31 protein-coding genes and 1 tRNA gene are annotated in these 17542 nt (G+C 48.1%); 19 read left to right on the top strand and 13 right to left on the bottom strand.

What is annotated here, in order from left to right:
• Positions 1-2 precede the first annotated feature (2 nt).
• From J4685_RS19795 to J4685_RS19830, 8 genes are all read right to left on the bottom strand, one after another.
• Entirely contained in the window at positions 3-323 is a 321-nt protein-coding gene (locus J4685_RS19795; RefSeq protein ID WP_000344579.1) for a hypothetical protein, read from the bottom strand.
• Between the two features lie 11 nt (positions 324-334).
• Positions 335-490 carry a hypothetical protein gene (locus tag J4685_RS19800; protein ID WP_000975822.1) on the bottom strand — a complete coding sequence of 52 codons (156 nt, stop codon included), beginning with the start codon at positions 488-490 and terminating at the stop codon, positions 335-337.
• 11 nt (positions 491-501) lie between these two features.
• The gene (locus J4685_RS19805; protein ID WP_000248682.1) at positions 502-708 is read right to left on the bottom strand and encodes a hypothetical protein; all 207 of its coding nucleotides are present in this window, start codon (positions 706-708) and stop codon (positions 502-504) included.
• Positions 709-783: 75 nt separating this feature from the next.
• Positions 784-2220, bottom strand: a complete 1437-nt coding sequence (locus J4685_RS19810; protein ID WP_000131495.1) for a DnaB-like helicase C-terminal domain-containing protein — start codon at positions 2218-2220, stop codon at positions 784-786.
• Positions 2210-3109: a hypothetical protein gene (locus J4685_RS19815; protein ID WP_000065656.1), complete on the bottom strand. Its 900-nt coding sequence runs from the start codon at positions 3107-3109 to the stop codon at positions 2210-2212. Before J4685_RS19815 ends, J4685_RS19810 begins: the two co-directional genes overlap by 11 nt.
• On the bottom strand, positions 3102-3248 hold the full coding sequence (locus tag J4685_RS19820; RefSeq protein WP_001125982.1) for a DUF2740 family protein: 147 nt from the start codon (positions 3246-3248) through the stop codon (positions 3102-3104). Before J4685_RS19820 ends, J4685_RS19815 begins: the two co-directional genes overlap by 8 nt.
• A gap of 34 nt (positions 3249-3282) precedes the next feature.
• Positions 3283-3564 (bottom strand): CII family transcriptional regulator, encoded by a 282-nt coding sequence (locus J4685_RS19825; protein WP_001103491.1) that lies wholly within the window; start codon positions 3562-3564, stop codon positions 3283-3285.
• A 110-nt stretch (positions 3565-3674) separates the two neighbouring features.
• The gene (locus tag J4685_RS19830; protein WP_000182204.1) at positions 3675-3890 is read right to left on the bottom strand and encodes a transcriptional regulator; all 216 of its coding nucleotides are present in this window, start codon (positions 3888-3890) and stop codon (positions 3675-3677) included.
• 110 nt (positions 3891-4000) lie between these two features.
• Between J4685_RS19830 and J4685_RS19835 the strand changes: the two genes are divergently transcribed.
• Both J4685_RS19835 and J4685_RS19840 read left to right on the top strand, forming a co-directional pair.
• Entirely contained in the window at positions 4001-4690 is a 690-nt protein-coding gene (locus tag J4685_RS19835) for an XRE family transcriptional regulator (RefSeq protein WP_000712403.1), read from the top strand.
• A 357-nt stretch (positions 4691-5047) separates the two neighbouring features.
• Positions 5048-5293, top strand: a complete 246-nt coding sequence (locus J4685_RS19840) for a hypothetical protein (RefSeq protein WP_000680395.1) — start codon at positions 5048-5050, stop codon at positions 5291-5293.
• Positions 5294-5331: 38 nt separating this feature from the next.
• Here the strand turns inward: J4685_RS19840 and fumD are convergent, their stop codons facing one another.
• Entirely contained in the window at positions 5332-5541 is a 210-nt protein-coding gene (fumD, locus tag J4685_RS19845; RefSeq protein WP_000786965.1) for a fumarate hydratase FumD, read from the bottom strand.
• Positions 5542-5904: 363 nt separating this feature from the next.
• Here fumD and J4685_RS19850 point away from each other — a divergent pair, with 363 nt between their 5' ends.
• Positions 5905-6207: a hypothetical protein gene (locus tag J4685_RS19850; RefSeq protein WP_000216028.1), complete on the top strand. Its 303-nt coding sequence runs from the start codon at positions 5905-5907 to the stop codon at positions 6205-6207.
• A gap of 12 nt (positions 6208-6219) precedes the next feature.
• Here J4685_RS19850 and J4685_RS19855 read toward each other — a convergent pair whose 3' ends face one another.
• On the bottom strand, positions 6220-6807 hold the full coding sequence (locus J4685_RS19855; RefSeq protein WP_001066166.1) for a superinfection exclusion B family protein: 588 nt from the start codon (positions 6805-6807) through the stop codon (positions 6220-6222).
• A 213-nt stretch (positions 6808-7020) separates the two neighbouring features.
• On the opposite strand from J4685_RS19855, the gene J4685_RS19860 reads away from it, so the two are divergent.
• The 16 genes from J4685_RS19860 to J4685_RS19935 all read left to right on the top strand — a co-directional run bounded on the left by J4685_RS19860 (position 7021) and on the right by J4685_RS19935 (position 14706).
• A complete protein-coding gene (locus J4685_RS19860; RefSeq protein ID WP_000213983.1) occupies positions 7021-7215 on the top strand; it encodes an antirestriction Ral family protein in 195 nt (64 codons plus the stop codon).
• A gap of 36 nt (positions 7216-7251) precedes the next feature.
• The gene (locus J4685_RS19865) at positions 7252-7545 is read left to right on the top strand and encodes a hypothetical protein (RefSeq protein ID WP_000542409.1); all 294 of its coding nucleotides are present in this window, start codon (positions 7252-7254) and stop codon (positions 7543-7545) included.
• Between the two features lie 314 nt (positions 7546-7859).
• Positions 7860-8012, top strand: a complete 153-nt coding sequence (locus J4685_RS19870; protein WP_001200114.1) for a protease FtsH-inhibitory lysogeny factor CIII — start codon at positions 7860-7862, stop codon at positions 8010-8012.
• Positions 7993-8181, top strand: a complete 189-nt coding sequence (locus tag J4685_RS19875; RefSeq protein ID WP_000156730.1) for a DUF5444 family protein — start codon at positions 7993-7995, stop codon at positions 8179-8181. The genes J4685_RS19870 and J4685_RS19875 overlap by 20 nt, the downstream gene beginning before the upstream one ends.
• The gene (locus J4685_RS19880) at positions 8171-8314 is read left to right on the top strand and encodes a hypothetical protein (RefSeq protein WP_000902088.1); all 144 of its coding nucleotides are present in this window, start codon (positions 8171-8173) and stop codon (positions 8312-8314) included. The genes J4685_RS19875 and J4685_RS19880 overlap by 11 nt, the downstream gene beginning before the upstream one ends.
• Positions 8311-9018, top strand: a complete 708-nt coding sequence (locus tag J4685_RS19885; protein ID WP_001046982.1) for a Rad52/Rad22 family DNA repair protein — start codon at positions 8311-8313, stop codon at positions 9016-9018. The genes J4685_RS19880 and J4685_RS19885 overlap by 4 nt, the downstream gene beginning before the upstream one ends.
• A 330-nt stretch (positions 9019-9348) precedes the next feature.
• Positions 9349-9642 carry a phage anti-RecBCD protein gene (locus J4685_RS19890; RefSeq protein WP_001111312.1) on the top strand — a complete coding sequence of 98 codons (294 nt, stop codon included), beginning with the start codon at positions 9349-9351 and terminating at the stop codon, positions 9640-9642.
• A 10-nt stretch (positions 9643-9652) separates the two neighbouring features.
• On the top strand, positions 9653-9823 hold the full coding sequence (locus J4685_RS19895; protein WP_001214769.1) for a DUF2737 family protein: 171 nt from the start codon (positions 9653-9655) through the stop codon (positions 9821-9823).
• Complete coding sequence (locus J4685_RS19900; protein ID WP_000665851.1) at positions 9820-10479, top strand: hypothetical protein; 660 nt, start codon at positions 9820-9822, stop codon at positions 10477-10479. Before J4685_RS19895 ends, J4685_RS19900 begins: the two co-directional genes overlap by 4 nt.
• Entirely contained in the window at positions 10476-10976 is a 501-nt protein-coding gene (locus J4685_RS19905; protein WP_001017879.1) for an ead/Ea22-like family protein, read from the top strand. The genes J4685_RS19900 and J4685_RS19905 overlap by 4 nt, the downstream gene beginning before the upstream one ends.
• Positions 10976-11731: a hypothetical protein gene (locus tag J4685_RS19910; protein ID WP_000582227.1), complete on the top strand. Its 756-nt coding sequence runs from the start codon at positions 10976-10978 to the stop codon at positions 11729-11731. Before J4685_RS19905 ends, J4685_RS19910 begins: the two co-directional genes overlap by 1 nt.
• Positions 11732-11741: 10 nt before the next feature.
• Positions 11742-12827 (top strand): DUF550 domain-containing protein, encoded by a 1086-nt coding sequence (locus J4685_RS19915; RefSeq protein ID WP_000208071.1) that lies wholly within the window; start codon positions 11742-11744, stop codon positions 12825-12827.
• Positions 12820-13104 (top strand): ASCH domain-containing protein, encoded by a 285-nt coding sequence (locus J4685_RS19920; protein ID WP_000002128.1) that lies wholly within the window; start codon positions 12820-12822, stop codon positions 13102-13104. The genes J4685_RS19915 and J4685_RS19920 overlap by 8 nt, the downstream gene beginning before the upstream one ends.
• A 68-nt stretch (positions 13105-13172) precedes the next feature.
• Complete coding sequence (locus tag J4685_RS19925) at positions 13173-13313, top strand: hypothetical protein (RefSeq protein ID WP_157804913.1); 141 nt, start codon at positions 13173-13175, stop codon at positions 13311-13313.
• Between the two features lie 2 nt (positions 13314-13315).
• Complete coding sequence (locus J4685_RS19930) at positions 13316-13666, top strand: helix-turn-helix domain-containing protein (RefSeq protein ID WP_000443634.1); 351 nt, start codon at positions 13316-13318, stop codon at positions 13664-13666.
• Entirely contained in the window at positions 13588-14706 is a 1119-nt protein-coding gene (locus tag J4685_RS19935) for a tyrosine-type recombinase/integrase (protein WP_223597257.1), read from the top strand. The genes J4685_RS19930 and J4685_RS19935 overlap by 79 nt, the downstream gene beginning before the upstream one ends.
• A gap of 14 nt (positions 14707-14720) precedes the next feature.
• Here J4685_RS19935 and J4685_RS19940 read toward each other — a convergent pair.
• From J4685_RS19940 to proB, 3 genes are all read right to left on the bottom strand, one after another.
• Positions 14721-14796: transfer RNA gene (locus tag J4685_RS19940), tRNA-Thr, on the bottom strand.
• 115 nt (positions 14797-14911) lie between these two features.
• Positions 14912-16162, bottom strand: a complete 1251-nt coding sequence (gene proA, locus J4685_RS19945; protein ID WP_000893229.1) for a glutamate-5-semialdehyde dehydrogenase — start codon at positions 16160-16162, stop codon at positions 14912-14914.
• Positions 16163-16173: 11 nt separating this feature from the next.
• Positions 16174-17277: a glutamate 5-kinase gene (proB, locus tag J4685_RS19950; protein WP_001285277.1), complete on the bottom strand. Its 1104-nt coding sequence runs from the start codon at positions 17275-17277 to the stop codon at positions 16174-16176.
• Positions 17278-17542 lie beyond the last annotated feature (265 nt).

Consider the following 17542-nt stretch of genomic DNA (forward strand, 5'->3'; position numbering starts at 1 on the left):
ACTCACTCCTTCACTTTGATTCCGGCGGCGCGGATGGCTTCTGCGCATTCCTGAATACCAGCGTTTCTTCCATCATCCCAATCAACCAGGTCAGGAATGGGGTGGTCATCGCCGGAAATATCATTTTTTGCTGGCAACTCAATCTCGATAGCTGCGCGAGATGCGATCCAAGCCATGTACATAGCCTGAAGCATTACATACAACTGCTCATCATAGATTTCCCCGGCAACATATTCTCCATCTTCAAATTCAGGAAACTCTACATCTGCGCCAACAATTTCATCAGCAAACCACGACTGAAACTGCTTTCTTGATTCGTCCATATTCCTCTCCATCACTCGCCTAACACTTTCAGTGCATTAGCGATTTCTTCAATCTGGTCATCTGCCTGATTAAATATTTCCCATACTGAGTCATCTTCTTCCACTTCGTAATACGCTTTAAGCGCGTCAAAAATCACTGAATAGTTAATCTCGGATATTTTCATCATCACTCTCACTTTTAGTTGATAAAACACCACGCCATTTTTGCTATCGCTACAGGCACAATTCCGATAAGTACCCAGGTAAACGCAGCACCAAACAACATAGAGAATGGGTCTTTACCGCCATTAACAAGGCTAATGTAGCTACGCAGAACAATAAAAAACGTCAGAAGAATCCATCCAACGCCAATGCATTTGATGGCGGCGAGCATCCAATTAACCATGCTTCCCTCTCCCCCAAATAAAAAGGCCTGCGATTACCAGCAGGCCTGTTACAAGCTCAGTGATGTAGATGGTCATCAGAATCCTCCTTTCTTCTTGGAGTGCGGTTCCTCGCGTTCACGGCGGCGCATTTCAGCAGACTGTTGGTCTGTGTCATAAATAGCGCCATTTGCCTGAATGCAATACACCGTGCCGGTATTGCCATGACGATTGAGACGAAGGATTAGTTCGGTTTCACCAGGTGGAACACTGTCATCAAAAGCACCTTCACGATGGATCCCAACCCAATAATCGCAATCCTGTTCAATCTGCCCTGTATCTCGTGAGTCACTTGGTAATGGGCGTTTATTGGTTCGGTTTTCCAGTGCGCGGTTAAGCTGCGTCAGAAGCACAACAACGCAATCAAGCTCTTTGGCAAGGTTCTTCAGTCCTTTGGTGATCATGCCGTAGGCAAGGTCGTTGCGATCGGCCTTTTCAGCGGTCATTAGTGTCAGGTAATCGACCAGAATCATGCCAACACATCCTTTTTCTCGCTTGATTCGACGGCTTTCGCTGACGATTTGAGCCAGAGATAATCCCGGCGTGTCGTCGATGTAAAGCATGTCAATTTCACTCAAGCGATTGGCTGTTTCGATCGCCCTGTTGAAGTCACCATCGTAATCACCCTGATAGCCGTCATCAGCGTCATTTGTCGCCGGAAGGTAAAAAATATTCGGGTTAACACCTGACTTTTGCCCTACCAGTTTTTCCAGTATCTGGTCGCCTGGCATTTCAAGGCTGAACATCAGGGCAGGTTTTTTCTCATGCACTGCGCAGTTGATTGCCATCTGGCTGTATAGCGTCGTTTTCCCCATCTTAGGGCGAGCGCCAATGACGAACAGAGAGCCTTTTACCAGACCTTTAGGTGACAGCATCCTGTCCAACGATGGGATCCCTGTGCTCATTCCTCGTTGTTCGCCTGACGGGTCAAATCGCTTCTCAAGGTTACCAACCCAGTCCTCCATGACCTCACCAAATGAGCGAAGGCCGCGACGCGATCCGGTTTTTGCATGGTCTGTCAGTTGCGTGAAAATCGCCTGAATAGCTTCGTACTTCTGCGTTGCAGTCATTCCGTTGCGGGAATAGAGCAATTCCGTCGCTTCAGTCATGCGGTTGATGGCGTAGCGTTCCATTGCGGTTTCGCGAACCTGCATTGCATAGGCAACGATGTTTGCTGCGCTTGGCGTGTTCTTTGCGATATCAGCGATATAAGCAAAACCGCCAACTGACACCGTTAACGATTTACGCTCCAGTTCATCGAAAAGCGTCAGACCATCTACTGGCTTTTGCTCCCGGTGCATTCTGGTTATTTCTTCGAAAAGGATTTTGTGTGGTCGGCTGTAAAATGAATCAGGCTTCAGCATCGCCAGAACTTTCTGGACGCGCTCACTGCTGTCATCATCCAGAAGCAATCCACCAATCACCGCCTGCTCCGCCTCGATGCTATGTGGCGGCGCGTAAAAATTATCGGTCATCGTGTTCACCCTCACGAACTTTCAGGTAGGTATTATCGTTAAGCAGGAAATCAAATCCCTTTTTGTGCCAGACGGTTCCGCGTTGATGGTTTTGGCGCTCTTCGAACATCCATCGGCAATTTTCGCCTACGTAGCTCAGATAATTTCTCCAGTCCTGCATCGTGAACCCATGCCCGTCAAGTTGGCGTGTTATCACTCCGGCTTTTCGCCAGAAAGTTCGGATCTGGTTTTTACGTTTGTCATTCAGTGCGCGAACCCTGGAAGCTTCAGGAAGTAATTCGTGGTAAGCATCGACAACATCCTGACAACTGAGAGCTGATTTTTTCTTGTCAGGATTTTCGTCTGCTGCGGTACTCTCTAATACGTTAGTATTAGAGATATTATTTATATTATTGTTTATGGACAATCGTTGGACACCCGTTGGACAACATTCGCTGTGAGCCGCGTCATTACTGTTGTTTGCGTTGGACAATCGTTGGACATCCGTTGGACAATTTGGAGCCTGAAAATCATCATATTTCAACACTGTTATCAGGCTGAATTTTCTCCCTTTCGACTCGATACGAATCATTCCATTCCCTTCAAAAGAACGAAGCAAACTTTTTACTTTGTTATCCGGGATGAATGTTTCACTTACCAGTTTTGGCCGTCCGGTAATTAGCTGTCCTCGCTCAACCAACATCTCACCAATGTCGGTATTTACGACTGCCGGAGAGTGATTGGCTTTCAGTATCAGGTGCAGGAAAAGATGCACAGCCTGAGAATCCTTGTATAGCTTGCTATCCATGAATTGGCGGTGAATCAAGGCAAACCCCTTACCGCCATTTGTACGCGGCTTCTGGAGCCTTCTGGCCTCTCTGGCTTCGGCTAGATTGGATATGTTACTCATGACCTTTCTCCTTCTGCATCAGCTTCACCTTTTCCAACTCAGCCCGGAATCGACCAGGCTGCTTGAAGCTGGACAGGAAGCGATCACGTAGTATGTTTTTGTGTAATTTGTCCTGGTCAGGACTGAGTTGTTTTGGCATAATTACTCCTGTGGATTGATCCAGTCTTTCTACATCAGGCCTCGAAGAATTCGCCGTTCTTCGGGGCTTTTTCTTTTGTCAGGTAGATAGCAAGTCGCCTGGTGAGCTCTGCCATTTCCTCGTCTTCGATTCCATACTCCAGAACCGCAAGCATCATGCTGACCTGAGAGAAGAAACCGTTCTTCCATCGGCTTACCTGGTATTCAGGAACACCCATAGCTTTAGCGAATGTTTTCTGACCCATCATGGCTAACTTGTTGAGTAAAGTGGACTCAATGCGAGCCGCCTTCTTGCTTTTAGTTGCAACTACGTTCATTCAAAATATTCCTTAGAAATTAGATAGAGTTGGATTCGCAAATACACGCAAATCCGCTTAATAGATTTACCGCGTTGTCGGCGGTTCAGATTGGTAAAGAGCGTTGATACTTAACTTGCTGCCAGTAAGTCGGCTAAATCAGGACGAAGTTCTCTGGCTTTAATTCTTCCTCCTGTAGCTTTTACGATTGCTGCCACATACTTAGCGTCAATGCCGCCACCATGTAACCAACGCCATACAGTTGGCTGCTTAACTCCACACAAAGAGGCGAGTTTTTGCTGGCTTCCTGCAATGGCAACAGCTTTTTGTATTGCTTTGTTAGTCATTGCTTATTCCCTTTCGTATAACACACAACAAATAATAGCAATGAGTATTAACCAAAGCAATAGCAAAACGTGTTTTGACCATTAATACGCAAGCGTATAAATTGAATATTATGAAAAAAGAAACTCTCTCTGACCGTCTCAACAAGGCAATGGAACTGGCTGGTATGTCTCAAGGTGCTCTCGCTAAAGCGTCAGGCGTTGCTCAGCCAACGATCTGGCGTTTGACAAGTGGAAACGCTCGTGGGTCAACAAAGATTGTTGAAATAGCAAACGCGTTAGGTGTTAATTCGGAATGGTTGTCTACCGGGATTGGTCCTATGAAAAAAGATGGAACTACTCCGATAAACGCATCTCCATCTTCGAACACATTTAAAATCGATATCCTAGATCTTGAAGTTAGCGCGGGTCCTGGCGTTATCAATCGAGAATTCGTGGAAATACTCCGCTCGGTTGAGTATTCGCAGGATGATGCCAGACACATGTTCGATGGTAGAAAGGCTGAAAATATCCGCATCATAAATGTGCGCGGGGATAGCATGTCAGGAACTATTGAACCAGGAGATTTGTTGTTTGTAGACGTAAGCATCAAAAACTTCGATGGAGATGGGATATACGCCTTCCTCTATGACGATACTGCACATGTTAAGCGGCTCCAGAAGATGAAAGATAAACTATTGGTCATATCTGATAATAAGAGTTATTCAGCTTGGGACCCAATTGAAAGAGATGAAATGAATAGGGTTTTTGTCTTTGGAAAGGTGATTGGAAGCATGCCGCAGACATATAGGAAGCACGGTTAGCCAGCCAATGGCCTGATGAGATATTCGGGTGATGATGGATAAGGGATGTTTGGGTGATAGTGATTGTGTGAAACAGGTCGCAGAAATGCGGCCTTTTTATTGGATGGAATTACAGGTGTAAAAAAACTCAGCTATAAGCCGATCAATTTGTTGAAGTTTTTATTTATCCTGGGCAGGATCCCGCCGTTGTGCGATCGTTTTCTGTTCGCCAACAACGGAAAGGCCCAGAAGGCGGCAACCTTCTGGGCCCACAAAAACACTGGCTAGAATGTTTTCTTGAGATCTCGATTGGGGAGATTACCTCAAGCGTTTTCCCCTGTAAAGCATTCGATGCCATCTTTTTTAGAAGGTATCAGGATGAAGCATATCTGTAAGAAAGACCATCGCTATGACCCTCGCTTTACCTCTCTCCCAGAAAACCAAGGCAATACCGGACGCCACAAATGCCCAGGATGCGCATTCGAGCTTGCAATGGAGCTAAAGGCTAAGGGCATTCCAATGTACAACGACGATTCTATTCTGGCCGATCTGCCAGAGAGCCAAGCAGGAACCGTTCGTCATAAGGATGCTTTTGAAGCGTATAAGATGGCGTATCAGGCTTAACTAACCCAACCCGGCCACAGTGCCGGGTTTTCTTTGCCCTACTCTTCCAGTAGCTTCACGGCAAGTTTCATGCACTGCAACTGGTCGTCATCCCACTTATCCAGACCTTTCGCTATCTCCGTACGAATAACGTCAGCTATAGCCACTCTTTTGGTCTCATGACCCTCCGCAACCATAGCAAACACGACATCACCGACAATCCTGCACATTTCCTGATAGCGCAACTGCGCCAGTTCCTCGTTTTTCACACAGATTCCTCGCTCGTTTTTTGTTCAGAACAGTATTGCATAGAGGATTTATAAAAATAAATTCATTTTGCTATCAACAACATAATAACAAAAACCATTAATTAATAGCAAAACGTATTGATATGAATAATACTCAATGCTATTGTTTAGCCATCAGCAGGACGCTGGTAGCCAAACGGAAAGGCAACGCTCTTTAACTTCGATGATGCGCTGACAAAGCGCGAACAAATACCAAACGAGATGGGTTTGGGTTGCAGGTAGAAGCCAACCTCTTCGGCGGAGGCACTCGGCAATGAGTACGCGGTCAGGGTTAGTCGCCTGGCTATCTGCAACACCAAAGCCATTTCACATGAGGATTAAATCATGACGGTTATTATCTACGGGAAGTCAACGTTTGCAGGCAATGCTAAAACTCGCCGTCATGAGCGGCGCAGAAAGCTAGCAATGGAGCGCGACACCATCTGCAATATCATTGATTCAATTTTTGGCTGCGATGCTCCTGATGCTTCTCATGAGGTTAAAGCCAAAAGAATTGACCGCGTTACCAAAGCCATTTCGCTTGCCGGAACGCGTCAGAAGGAAGTTGAAGGAGGATCTGTACTTCTTCCAGACGTAGCACTTTACGCGGCTGGCCATCGTAAGAGCAAACAAATAACAGCGAGGTAAAACATTTGTCGGTTAAGTCGTTATTTTTTTGAGCTGTTCGTCCTGTGCAATAAGTTCATTCATAAGAATGTCTGACTTCCCGGCAAATCTCATGTAGCACTCATTAAAATACTTTTCCGGGATAACAAAACGGTCAATATCAGGATATCCAATAACAGAAGGCAAGCGAGTGATAAGTCCTTTTTCGAGCAAAGAAATTGATTCAGGGCTTCCTTTTTCCGTCTTTAGCTGATTATTGGCGGCTACGGCGAAAGCCAAATACGCTCTTTCGCCAGGAGTTAACGAATCAAACAAATCCCGGACGACTTTTTCTTCTCTGGCCTTACGCCGCTGAGCAGTTAATGCCTCAATTCTTTCAGTAACAGCGTGATAAACGGAATTAAAAACACCGTTCAGCACATAGCTAACACAGAACAGCAGGATGTAATACATCCAGTAATGAGGAAGGATTTCTGGATTATGCAGGTTTACCCATTCTTTCACACTTACCGGCATAACGACAATCAGTAAAATCAGGATGATGAGCATATGAATCAATTGTTTAAGTGTCATTCCTTGCAGGAAAAAATGCTTTAGTTCCTGCCACCATGAGTTGTTCATCGGCGATTCTCTTTTGCTCTCTGTAGGGGTGAATAGAGTTTATCCGATTTCTCGCTGTAGGGGTACACGAGAACCACCGAGCCTGACGTGGTTAAAAGACAGGCACAATCTTTACTACCGCAATCCACTATTTGAGATGAGATATGGAAGAAGAATTTGAAGAGTTCGAAGAGCATCCTCAGGATGTGATGGAACAATACCAGGACTACCCATATGACTACGACTATTGATACAAATCAATGGTGTAGTCGTTTTGTGAAATGCAAAGGCTGCAAGCTTGATGCTGAATGTATGGTAAAGCCTGAGGAAATGGCTCTGGTGAGAGAAGATGGAAAGATTGTCGATAAATGGGCAATCAGAACCACGGAAATGATTGCCAGAGAGCTGGAAAAACTAAAGGCTATATAGTCTGTCTTCTTTTGGTAGCAAGCCACAGAGGTGAATATGGGATACACGCCGGGCCCATGGAAATGGTGGACAAGTAACAGCTTTCTGCGATTAAGCAGTCAAGCTACAGGTAAAGATGGTGGCGTCATCGACTCTTATGTCATGAAGGATGGTCACTCATCACTAATCGTTAGCAAAGAAGATATGAATCTGATAGCAGCAGCTCCCGAATTGCTCGAGGCTCTGTTAAACATTGTCGATATGGAATATGACGTCAGCGAGTGGGACGCTGTGTACGCGAAGGCTCGCGCAGCCATCAGCAAGGCTCTTGGGGAGGAGAGATGGAAATAAATAAAGAGCAAGCATCAGAAATTATCAAACTTATCTAACAAGCATTACTTGATGGGTTTGATGATGAAATTTTAGTTTCGCAACACGAAAGTCTTACCAAATTTGTCAGCGAATAAGCACCTAATGACCATTTTAATAGTGGTCATTGTGAGCAATATCGCTCGTAACCAAACGAGGACGACGACTCGTTCTGGTTAATCGAAAAATCATCCCTTGATGTTATTTGCCGCTCGCAGTCAGGGCGGCTTTTTTCGCATACCAACAACGCTTCATTCGAGGCATTTTTGTTATGCAAATTAACTAAGGAGCACGCCATGCAATATAGTTTTGCCGGGTGGCCCATTGCTGGCTGCCCTTCTGAATCACTTCTCGACAGAATTACCAGAAAATTACGGGCCGGATGGAAACGTCTCGGTGAAATTTTTAATCAGCCAGGAGTACCACGCCATGACCATTACGCCTGTTAACGGAACAATTCTTGTTCAGCAAGGAAACAGGGAGTTCAACAAGCTATATGAGAAAGTATTTCCGGATACAAAACAGGGAATATCTGACGCGTATACATGGGCTGCCGGAATAGCTCTTGGTTGGGATAAGTGGCAGGACGAAGACTGGGAGAAGCGTCATGTTGCATGATTTTGATGATGACGAGTTTATTGCTCTCATATCTCCAGAAATTGAGGAAGAAGTGGAGCAGCAAATTAACTTAGCCGCAGAACGGCAGAATCCGGTTATTAGCTGGGATGAATTTGCGTGGTATTACTCATGAATCTGGATCAGTTAGATGAACCGTTCGCAGCTGAAGATATTGAGTGGCGAATACAACAAAGTGGGAAAACAGGAAGCGGAAAAGTGTGGGCCATAGTTCTGGCATACGTGACTAACAGAGCAATCATGAAACGCCTTGACGATGTTTGTGGAAAAGCTGGATGGCGTAATGAATACCGCGATATTCCCAACAACGGCGGCGTTGAATGCGGCATATCAATCAAGATTGGTTCTGAATGGGTAACCAAATGGGATGCTGCTGAAAACACACAGGTAGAAGCCGTCAAAGGTGGTCGCTCCGGCGCAATGAAGCGTGCTGCCGTTCAGTGGGGAATTGGTCGGTATCTGTATAACCTTGAGGAAGGTTTTGCGCAGATATCCAGTGATAAGAACCAAGGATGGCACAGGGCCAAACTGAAGGATGGAACAGGATTTTACTGGCTCCCTCCATCGCTGCCGGACTGGGCCATGCCAGCATCATGCAATCAACCATCACCAGAAAATACCAACCAGAAATCTCCATCGGTTGACTGCGAACAAATCCTGAAAGACTTCAGCGATTATGCAGCAACAGAAACTGACAAGAAAAAGCTAATTGAGCGTTATCAGCATGACTGGCAATTATTGGATGGTCACGATGATGCGCAGACAAAATGCGTTCAGGTAATGAATATCAGAATAAATGAGCTTAAACAGGTGGCTTAATGAGAAGATTAAACATAACTCCAGCGGAGATGGAGTCAGTTTGCGGTCGCATGGTAGCTTGCCGTGCAGCAGAACATCTGGGCCTAAACATAAATCAGTTTTATTACATAGCAAAAAAACTGTCATTAAAAACGGCATTCGTTAAGCCAAGATGGAGCGACGACGAAGACAAAAGAATGCAGACGCTTATCTCATCAGGCTATACACAAAGAAATGTAGCAAAAATTCTCGGGCGAAGTGAAGAGTCGGTAAAAAGCAGGCTATCACGTTTACGAAAGAAATAACCCTATACGTACCACATTATTCGGATAACCTACCCTGGAGTAAATTATGCCAGCACCTCTATATGGTGCGGATGACCCGCGCCGCTGTTCCGGCAATTCCGTATCGGAGGTGCTGGAAAAATTCAGAAAGAACTACGACCTGATAATGTCGCTACCGCAGGAAACGAAAGAGAAAAAGAAATTTCGTCACTGTATATGGCTTGCAGAGAAAGAAGAACGCGAGCGAATTTACCAGACATCCATCCGGCCATTCCGCAAAGCCACTTACACCAAATTTATTGAAATAGACCCGCGCCTTCGTGATTACCGTTCGCGTTACGGCGCTATCAGCAATAACTGAGGAATTCATCATGAGAGGTTTGTCCTACGACCCCGGAATCCTTCCATCGGAAATGATTATTCGACACCGCTTCAAGCCCATCAACGATATTCCACGCGAAGAAATGCTGGCGAGAAAGAGTTTTCCATCAGTGAATGAAAACAAATATCTGAATGCAATGTTTAGGAGGTGGAAGAAATGAAAGAAGTTAAAATATACACGATTGTCAGTGACCAGTTATCACCACCAATAACAGGGGAATCATTCTGTACTGATATGGTGCGTCATAGTGATTATGCGGAACTTGAGGCTAAATACGCGGCGTTAGCGGCGGATAACGATAAAGCAATGGAGTCACTTAGGCAGGCTAATGCAGTTGTTAAGTTGGCGCACGAGAAGTTTTCGGCACTGGCCGCGGAAAATGAGACGCTGAAATACCAAGAGCCAAAGCTGGCAGCGATGATGTCATGCCTTGATGCGTTCTATGCTGACGATGACGTCCCGGAACGAGCCATGATGACCGCCTATAACATTCTTCGCAAGTCGGTAGGCACCCCAGCCACCGACGCGTTTCTGGCTGAGGTGCGGGCAAGAGCAATCCCTGAAGGTTACGCGCTTGTCCCTCAACAAATTTTCCTTGAGCCATCGGACATTGAGTCAATTTGCTCGCAATGTGGTGACGGTCATGAATCCGGGTACGGTGATTTTACTGACGGACTGCTGTGGGTTGGCAACATTCAACATGACGACGGCAGCATTGTTCATGGCCTTCATATCTCGTCAGCAGATTACACAGAAGAAGGCGGTGTAACAGTTTGCGAGTTCGCCGCCCAACCTCGCAAAGGCGTTGCAGCATGAACATCGACAAACGGACGCTACGTGAAGTGGCGGAGAAGGCGACACCAGGCCCCTGGAAGGTATTTTCTGATATCGATACTAAAACTTTTTCCATCCACACCCCGCGAGATAAGCGCTGTGAAAACGTTATTAAGTGGGGTGGGTTTGATTGTCAGCCGAATGCTGAGGCCAACGCTGAATTTATTGCTGCATTTAACCCGAAAGTCGCGCTGGCGCTGCTGGATGAACTGGAGCATTACAAATCACGCGAAGAGCGAGTTACAAAGCTGGTTCTGGACAACTCGGCAAGCTGGGATGCTCTCTACAAGAAGCTGGAAGCCGCAGAGAAGCACATAGCAGAACTGGAGGCGCGGAAGGTCAACCTGTCAAAACTCAGCGTTGGAGAAGTCATGCACATGAGCGGATTCAGCCGGGATTATGCCGAGGGTTGGTGTGCTGGTAATGACAATGCGATACACGAAATACGCACCGCTGGCATCAAGGTTAAGGAGTCGTGATGATTCACTATCATGGCGGCCCTATTACCCCTGATACGTGTGCTATGAAGGCATGGAAAGGACGCCATGCGTTTATCAGTTTCGCGCACTCCGGACAAATTAACCTCGCGGCTGAATACTGCCAGTCATTCGCGCTGGACAACGGCGCATTCACTGCATGGAAAGCAGCCGGTAAAAACAAAATCGACTGGAGCGATTATTACGAATTTGTGGCGCGCTGGAAGAATCACCCTGGATTCGATTTTGCCATCATCCCGGACGTCATCGACGGCGTCGAGGATGAGAACGAAGCTCTTCTGGATGAATGGCCGCACGGGGAATTTTATGGTGTCCCGGTATGGCATATGAACGAGAGTGACGAGCGGTTTATCAAGTTGTGTAACGAATATCCGCGTGTAGCGATAGGAAGTTGTGGAGACTATGACGTTAAGCGCCCAAACCTTGCGGTTGCCAGAATGAAAGACCTGATTCGCCACGTAATTGATGAGCACGGCCAACCGGTTACGAAATTACACGGATTGCGCATGCTAAACCCGCTAATTTTCACAAAGCTACCATTAGCCAGCGCTGACAGCACGAACGTCGCCCGTAACATCGGAATAGACAAAGCATGGTCTGGTGCTTACGCGCCAGCTTCAAAGGATACCAGGGCCGCATTAATGGTCGAGCGCATTGAATCGTATAACAGCCCCGGTTCTCTCGCGTACTGCGAACAGCGTGACCGGTTCAATATGCAACTGCAATTGGCAGTTTAAGGACTAACCCATGACCACTATTACCAAAGAATGGCTACAGCAAACCATCGCTGAATTTGAAAACACTCGTGACGATATTCCGTTTGGCCTGAGCGATGACGACGCCAAAATTCTTATTGTGCTGAAGCAGACACTGGCATCGCTTACCGCTGAACCTGTGGCGTGGAAATACAGACTTGTCGATATTGATTCAGGCGCAGAGGATCATTGGAAATATTCAACTCAGTGCATAACACCTGCATCTGGAAAGACGTACCGTATTGAGTCTATTCCTCTCTACACAGTCTCGCAACCAGTACCAGTACCAGAACGCGAACGTATTCGCCGTGAACATGCTGAATGGTCTGATGCCACATTCGGCGATGTTGGCCCCATCGGTCCACTGAAGCACCTCTCAAAAGAGGCATTGGAAACTGCCGCAGAACTTGGCGACCTCAGCGAATGGGCTGATATGCAATTCCTGTTATGGGATGCGCAGCGCCGTGCCGGTATTACTGACAAGCAGATTACCCTGGAGATGGTAGAAAAGCTGGCGGTGAACAAGAAGCGCGAATGGCCTGAACCGAAAGACGGCGAGCCACGACTGCATATCAAAGAGCAGCCAGCGCCGGTAGTTCCGGATGAGTGGACTATTCAGGATGCTGTGAAGTTTTGCAGGGAGACTGGAAGACAAGATGCTGGCTCAGCCATGGAGGCATGGAATGCCTGCCGCACCGCCATGCTCCAAGGTAGCCAACCTGTAAGTAATCGTGATGAGTTGCCATACGCACAGGTTAAGGCAGTCGCTGACCTGTACGCCCTGTGCTGGCAGTCGGGAGAAGTGGTTACTTATACGCCTGACCCAGAAAAGGCGACCATCTGGATAAATAACTACTCGGGAACTTGCGTTCAGGAATACGTGAAGCTTGAACGACTGCAAGAAGCGCTGGCAGGCAACTCTCCGGTAATTCCGGATGATTGGGTTATGGTGCCAAAAGAGCCAACTCAGGCCATGATTAAAGCGTGGCTATCAGAGGTTGCTAACTTTCGCGGTCATGCTGCTGGTTACAGGGCTGCTCTTGAGGCAGCACCACAACTGGAGGTTAACCGTGGCTAACCTGCAACTTGCCGTTAAAGGTGAATACTTCGATGCCATGATTCGCGGGGAGAAAACGGAAGAGTATCGCCTGGTAAATGATTATTGGTGGACGCGCCTTGTTGGTCGTGAATTCGACCGTTTGATTATAACGAAGGGTTACCCTAAACGGGACGATAAGAGCAGGAGAATAGAGTGTAAGTACCGTGGGTATGAGATTAAACAAATCACGCACCCGCATTTCGGCAGTGAACCCGTGGAAGTTTTCGCAATAAAGGTGAATATCGGCAATGAATAACAAACCTCGCACTCGCGGGGATTTTTTTCATATGAACTCGCTACGGCGGGTTTTGTTTTATGGAGTGAATGATGATTCTTGTGATCAGTGCCACCTATCTTTGTCGCCGCGGGGATATTGATGGCGGGGTTTACGCAGGTATAGCAATTTTCGGATTTATTGAGCTTCTTGTAGAGATTGCTCTTCTCGCTTCAGTATTAGGAAAGTAACTATGGAATCACACAGTCTCACACTCGATGAGGCCTGTGCATTTCTCAAAATATCCAGACCTACCGCCACCAACTGGATTCGCACAGGCCGACTACAGGCAACACGTAAAGACCCCACCAAACCGAAATCCCCTTACCTCACCACACGACAAGCCTGCATTGCGGCGCTTCAGTCTCCGCTGCATACTGTCCAGGTGAGCGCGGGTGATGACATAACAGAGGAACTGAAATGTCACTATTCCGCAGAGGTGAAACCTGGTACTCCAGTTTCACATTGCCGAACGGCAAAAGATTTAAGCAGTCTCTTGGGACAAAGGACAAAAGGCAGGCCACAGAGCTTCATGACAAGCTGAAGGCAGAAGCATGGAGGGTAAGTAAATTAGGAGAGACGCCTGACATGACTTTTGAGGAGGCCTGTGTCAGGTGGTTAGAGGAGAAGGCGCATAAGAAGTCGCTGGATGATGACAAGAGTCGGATAGGATTCTGGCTCCAGCATTTTGCAGGGATGCAGTTGAAGGATATTACCGAGACGAAGATTTACTCCGCCATCCAGAAGATGACTAATCGGCGGCATGAGGAAAACTGGAAGTTAATGGATGAAGCTTGCAGGAAGAATGGGAAGCAACCTCCGGTATTCAAGCCTAAGCCGGCAGCATTAGCCACAAAAGCAACTCACCTTTCATTCATTAAGGCACTCCTCCGGGCTGCTGAACGCGAATGGAAGATGCTGGATAAGGCTCCGATCATCAAAGTTCCTCAGCCGAAAAATAAGCGTATCCGCTGGCTTGAGCCTCACGAGGCAAAAAGGTTGATTGATGAATGCCCGGAACCGCTAAAGTCAGTCGTAGAGTTTGCGCTTTCTACTGGCTTAAGGCGGTCTAACATTATCAATCTGGAGTGGCAGCAGATAGACATGCAACGAAAGGTGGCATGGATACACCCGGAACAAAGTAAGTCCAATCAGGCCATTGGCGTGGCGCTGAATGATACTGCTTGCCGGGTGCTGAAAAAGCAAATAGGCAATCATCACAAATGGGTGTTCGTCTACAAGGAAAGCAGCACCAAGCCAGACGGAACTAAATCACCTGTAGTGAGGAAGATGCGCTATGACGCTAATACTGCATGGAGGTCAGCATTAAAACGAGCAGGCATTGAAGACTTCCGTTTTCATGACCTGAGGCACACGTGGGCAAGCTGGTTAGTTCAGGCTGGCGTTCCGATTTCGGTATTGCAGGAAATGGGTGGCTGGGAGTCTATCGAAATGGTTCGCAGATATGCTCATCTGGCACCAAATCACCTGACTGAACATGCTCGACAAATTGACTCGATTTTTGGTACTTCTGTCCCAAATATGTCCCACAGTAAAAATAAGGAAGGCACGAATAATACGTAAGTATTTGATTTAACTGGTGCCGATAATAGGAGTCGAACCTACGACCTTCGCATTACGAATGCGCTGCTCTACCAACTGAGCTATATCGGCCCTGAGAAGGGGGTGTTCACATGGGTGAATCACGGGGTAGAAGGTTAAAACTAACCGGGCGGTGCGTCAATAGCCTTGCTACTCAACCGGCTATTTTTGCACCGCTCGTCATTAATTACGCACGAATCGTACCATCGCCAAAGCCGATCCACTTATAGGTGGTAAGCGCTTCAAGCCCCATCGGACCGCGGGCATGTAATTTCTGCGTGCTGACCGCCACTTCTGCGCCAAGCCCAAACTGCCCGCCGTCGGTAAAACGGGTAGAGGCGTTGACATAAACCGCAGCGGAATCCACTTCGTTCACGAAACGCGCAGCATTATGCATATCACACGTCAAAATCGCATCGGAGTGCTGAGTGCCATGTTCGCGAATGTGGCCGATAGCGCCATCCATATTTTCGACCACCACAACGTTCAGATCCAGAGACAGAAACTCGTTATCCAGTTCTTCCGGTTTCAGCGGCACCAGTTTGGCAGGGCCATGCAGTACCTGCATGACGGTTTCATCCCCATGCAACGTTACGCCGCTCTCCGCCATCTGCTTGCTCAGCACAGGCAAAAAGCGTTCTGCGATGTCCTGATGCACCAGCAAGGTTTCCACCGTATTACAGGTGCTCGGGCGCTGGGTTTTGGCGTTGACGATAATCTTCAGCGCCGGGGCGATGTCTGCGCTGCTATCGACAAAAATATGGCACACGCCAATCCCGCCGGTAATCACCGGGATTGTGGATTGCTCGCGGCACAGTTTATGCAAGCCTGCGCCGCCGCGCGGGATCAGCATATCGATGTACTTATCCATACGCAGCATTTCATTGACCAGCGAACGGTCCGGATTATCAATCGCCTGAACCGCTGCCTCCGGTAAACCGCAAGCTTTCAGCGCCTTCTGAATGACACGAACGGTTGCGGCATTCGTGCGATGCGTCTCTTTCCCACCGCGTAGAATCACCGCATTACCGGTTTTCAGACACAAAGAAGCCACATCAACGGTAACATTCGGACGTGCCTCATAGATAACGCCAACCACGCCCAACGGCACGCGGCGGCGCTCCAGACGTAGCCCGCTGTCCAGCAGACCGCCGTCGATCACCTGCCCGACCGGGTCGGCGAGATTACAGACCTGGCGCACATCGTCAGCAATCGCTTTCAGACGCGCAGGGGTCAGCGCCAGGCGGTCCAGCATCGCTTCGCTCAGGCCATTGGCTCGCGCCTGCTCAACATCTTGTACGTTCGCGCTGAGGATACTTTCCATTTGCGCTTCCAGTTCATCGGCTATTTTTTCCAGCACGCGATTTTTTTCGCCGCTGGAGAGCAGCGCCAGCTTATACGACGCCGCTTTAGCAGCAATGCCCATTTGTTCCAGCATATGCCTGTTCCTTATCGAGTAATCATGTCATCACGATGAACAGCGACCGGGCCATATTCATAGCCCAGAATCGCATCGATTTGTTGAGAGTGGTGACCGGCTATCCGCCGCAGAGCATCACTGTTATAACGGCTGACGCCATGAGCAATATCACGCCCTTGCAGGTTACAAATTCTGATGACCTCCCCCCGCGAGAAATTGCCCGTCACGCTTTTGATGCCTTTTGGCAGAAGTGAACTGCCACGTTCCAGCATTGCCGCGGTCGCGCCTTCATCAACCGTAATTTCGCCTGCCGGCGGCGCGCCGAAGATCCAGCGTTTGCGGTTCTCCAGCGGCGAGGCTTGCGCATGAAAACGGGTGCCGACGGAAATCCCCTCCATCACATCGCCGATCACGCCCGGTTTACTGCCTGAGGCAATAATCGTATCAATACCCGCGCGGCAGGCCACGTCTGCCGCCTGAAGCTTAGTGCTCATACCACCGGTGCCCAGCCCGGAAACGCTGTCTCCCGCGACAGAGCGCAGCGCATCGTCAACGCCATACACATCTTTGATAAGCTCCGCCTGCGGATTGCTACGCGGATCGGCGGTAAATAATCCTTGTTGATCGGTCAGCAGCAGCAGTTTATCCGCGCCTGCCAGGATCGCCGCCAGCGCGGAGAGGTTATCGTTATCGCCCACTTTAATTTCCGCTGTCGCAACGGCATCATTTTCATTGATCACCGGCACAATATGGTTGTCCAGTAACGCACGCAGCGTATCGCGGGCGTTCAGAAAGCGCTCTCTGTCTTCCATATCCGCACGCGTCAACAGCATCTGCCCGATATGGATACCGTAAATTGAAAACAACTGCTCCCACAGTTGAATCAGGCGGCTTTGCCCTACCGCCGCCAGAAGCTGTTTAGAGGCAATTGTTGCCGGCAGTTCCGGGTAGCCGAGATGTTCACGTCCGGCGGCAATCGCGCCAGAGGTAACGATAACAATACGATGTCCCGCGGCGTGTAGCTGCGCGCACTGGCGGACAAGTTCTACGATATGGGCACGGTTCAGGCGGCGCGATCCGCCTGTTAGCACGCTGGTGCCGAGTTTTACGACCAGCGTCTGGCTGTCACTCATGATTCTCTGCCGTTCAAAATAAGAAATAAAGACCAAATGAACGTTTTAGCAGGACTGGCTCCGGTTGCCAACAACCTGTACGCGTAGCGTGAAATTTTGTTGCGCAGGATCAGCAAGCGTAGCGGCGGAATTTGACCATTTTATTACCGCAACAATTAAACATATTTTTTTAAAAAAACTCTCACTTTGTCATAAATCTTTCATTACCGAACGTTAAAAACCTTCCTGTTTTTTACCGGGTCTCCCGACAAATCATAGCGCGTAA

Origin of the sequence: Salmonella sp. 32100201201700099SM, from assembly GCF_017572645.1 — a bacterium.
In the GTDB taxonomy this organism is placed as follows: domain Bacteria; phylum Pseudomonadota; class Gammaproteobacteria; order Enterobacterales; family Enterobacteriaceae; genus Salmonella; species Salmonella enterica.

Excerpts from the sequence above, each read along its gene's own strand:
- J4685_RS19795 (WP_000344579.1), bottom strand. The coding sequence starts at position 323 with ATGGACGAATCAAGAAAGCAGTTTCAGTCGTGGTTTGCTGATGAAATT.
- J4685_RS19800 (WP_000975822.1), bottom strand. The coding sequence starts at position 490 with ATGATGAAAATATCCGAGATTAACTATTCAGTGATTTTTGACGCGCTT.
- J4685_RS19805 (WP_000248682.1), bottom strand. The coding sequence starts at position 708 with ATGGTTAATTGGATGCTCGCCGCCATCAAATGCATTGGCGTTGGATGG.
- J4685_RS19810 (WP_000131495.1), bottom strand. The coding sequence starts at position 2,220 with ATGACCGATAATTTTTACGCGCCGCCACATAGCATCGAGGCGGAGCAG.
- J4685_RS19815 (WP_000065656.1), bottom strand. The coding sequence starts at position 3,109 with ATGAGTAACATATCCAATCTAGCCGAAGCCAGAGAGGCCAGAAGGCTC.
- J4685_RS19820 (WP_001125982.1), bottom strand. The coding sequence starts at position 3,248 with ATGCCAAAACAACTCAGTCCTGACCAGGACAAATTACACAAAAACATA.
- J4685_RS19825 (WP_001103491.1), bottom strand. The coding sequence starts at position 3,564 with ATGAACGTAGTTGCAACTAAAAGCAAGAAGGCGGCTCGCATTGAGTCC.
- J4685_RS19830 (WP_000182204.1), bottom strand. The coding sequence starts at position 3,890 with ATGACTAACAAAGCAATACAAAAAGCTGTTGCCATTGCAGGAAGCCAG.
- J4685_RS19835 (WP_000712403.1), top strand. The coding sequence starts at position 4,001 with ATGAAAAAAGAAACTCTCTCTGACCGTCTCAACAAGGCAATGGAACTG.
- J4685_RS19840 (WP_000680395.1), top strand. The coding sequence starts at position 5,048 with ATGAAGCATATCTGTAAGAAAGACCATCGCTATGACCCTCGCTTTACC.
- J4685_RS19850 (WP_000216028.1), top strand. The coding sequence starts at position 5,905 with ATGACGGTTATTATCTACGGGAAGTCAACGTTTGCAGGCAATGCTAAA.
- J4685_RS19855 (WP_001066166.1), bottom strand. The coding sequence starts at position 6,807 with ATGAACAACTCATGGTGGCAGGAACTAAAGCATTTTTTCCTGCAAGGA.
- J4685_RS19860 (WP_000213983.1), top strand. The coding sequence starts at position 7,021 with ATGACTACGACTATTGATACAAATCAATGGTGTAGTCGTTTTGTGAAA.
- J4685_RS19865 (WP_000542409.1), top strand. The coding sequence starts at position 7,252 with ATGGGATACACGCCGGGCCCATGGAAATGGTGGACAAGTAACAGCTTT.
- J4685_RS19870 (WP_001200114.1), top strand. The coding sequence starts at position 7,860 with ATGCAATATAGTTTTGCCGGGTGGCCCATTGCTGGCTGCCCTTCTGAA.
- J4685_RS19875 (WP_000156730.1), top strand. The coding sequence starts at position 7,993 with ATGACCATTACGCCTGTTAACGGAACAATTCTTGTTCAGCAAGGAAAC.
- J4685_RS19880 (WP_000902088.1), top strand. The coding sequence starts at position 8,171 with ATGTTGCATGATTTTGATGATGACGAGTTTATTGCTCTCATATCTCCA.
- J4685_RS19885 (WP_001046982.1), top strand. The coding sequence starts at position 8,311 with ATGAATCTGGATCAGTTAGATGAACCGTTCGCAGCTGAAGATATTGAG.
- J4685_RS19890 (WP_001111312.1), top strand. The coding sequence starts at position 9,349 with ATGCCAGCACCTCTATATGGTGCGGATGACCCGCGCCGCTGTTCCGGC.
- J4685_RS19895 (WP_001214769.1), top strand. The coding sequence starts at position 9,653 with ATGAGAGGTTTGTCCTACGACCCCGGAATCCTTCCATCGGAAATGATT.
- J4685_RS19900 (WP_000665851.1), top strand. The coding sequence starts at position 9,820 with ATGAAAGAAGTTAAAATATACACGATTGTCAGTGACCAGTTATCACCA.
- J4685_RS19905 (WP_001017879.1), top strand. The coding sequence starts at position 10,476 with ATGAACATCGACAAACGGACGCTACGTGAAGTGGCGGAGAAGGCGACA.
- J4685_RS19910 (WP_000582227.1), top strand. The coding sequence starts at position 10,976 with ATGATTCACTATCATGGCGGCCCTATTACCCCTGATACGTGTGCTATG.
- J4685_RS19915 (WP_000208071.1), top strand. The coding sequence starts at position 11,742 with ATGACCACTATTACCAAAGAATGGCTACAGCAAACCATCGCTGAATTT.
- J4685_RS19925 (WP_157804913.1), top strand. The coding sequence starts at position 13,173 with ATGATGATTCTTGTGATCAGTGCCACCTATCTTTGTCGCCGCGGGGAT.
- J4685_RS19930 (WP_000443634.1), top strand. The coding sequence starts at position 13,316 with ATGGAATCACACAGTCTCACACTCGATGAGGCCTGTGCATTTCTCAAA.
- proA (WP_000893229.1), bottom strand. The coding sequence starts at position 16,162 with ATGCTGGAACAAATGGGCATTGCTGCTAAAGCGGCGTCGTATAAGCTG.
- proB (WP_001285277.1), bottom strand. The coding sequence starts at position 17,277 with ATGAGTGACAGCCAGACGCTGGTCGTAAAACTCGGCACCAGCGTGCTA.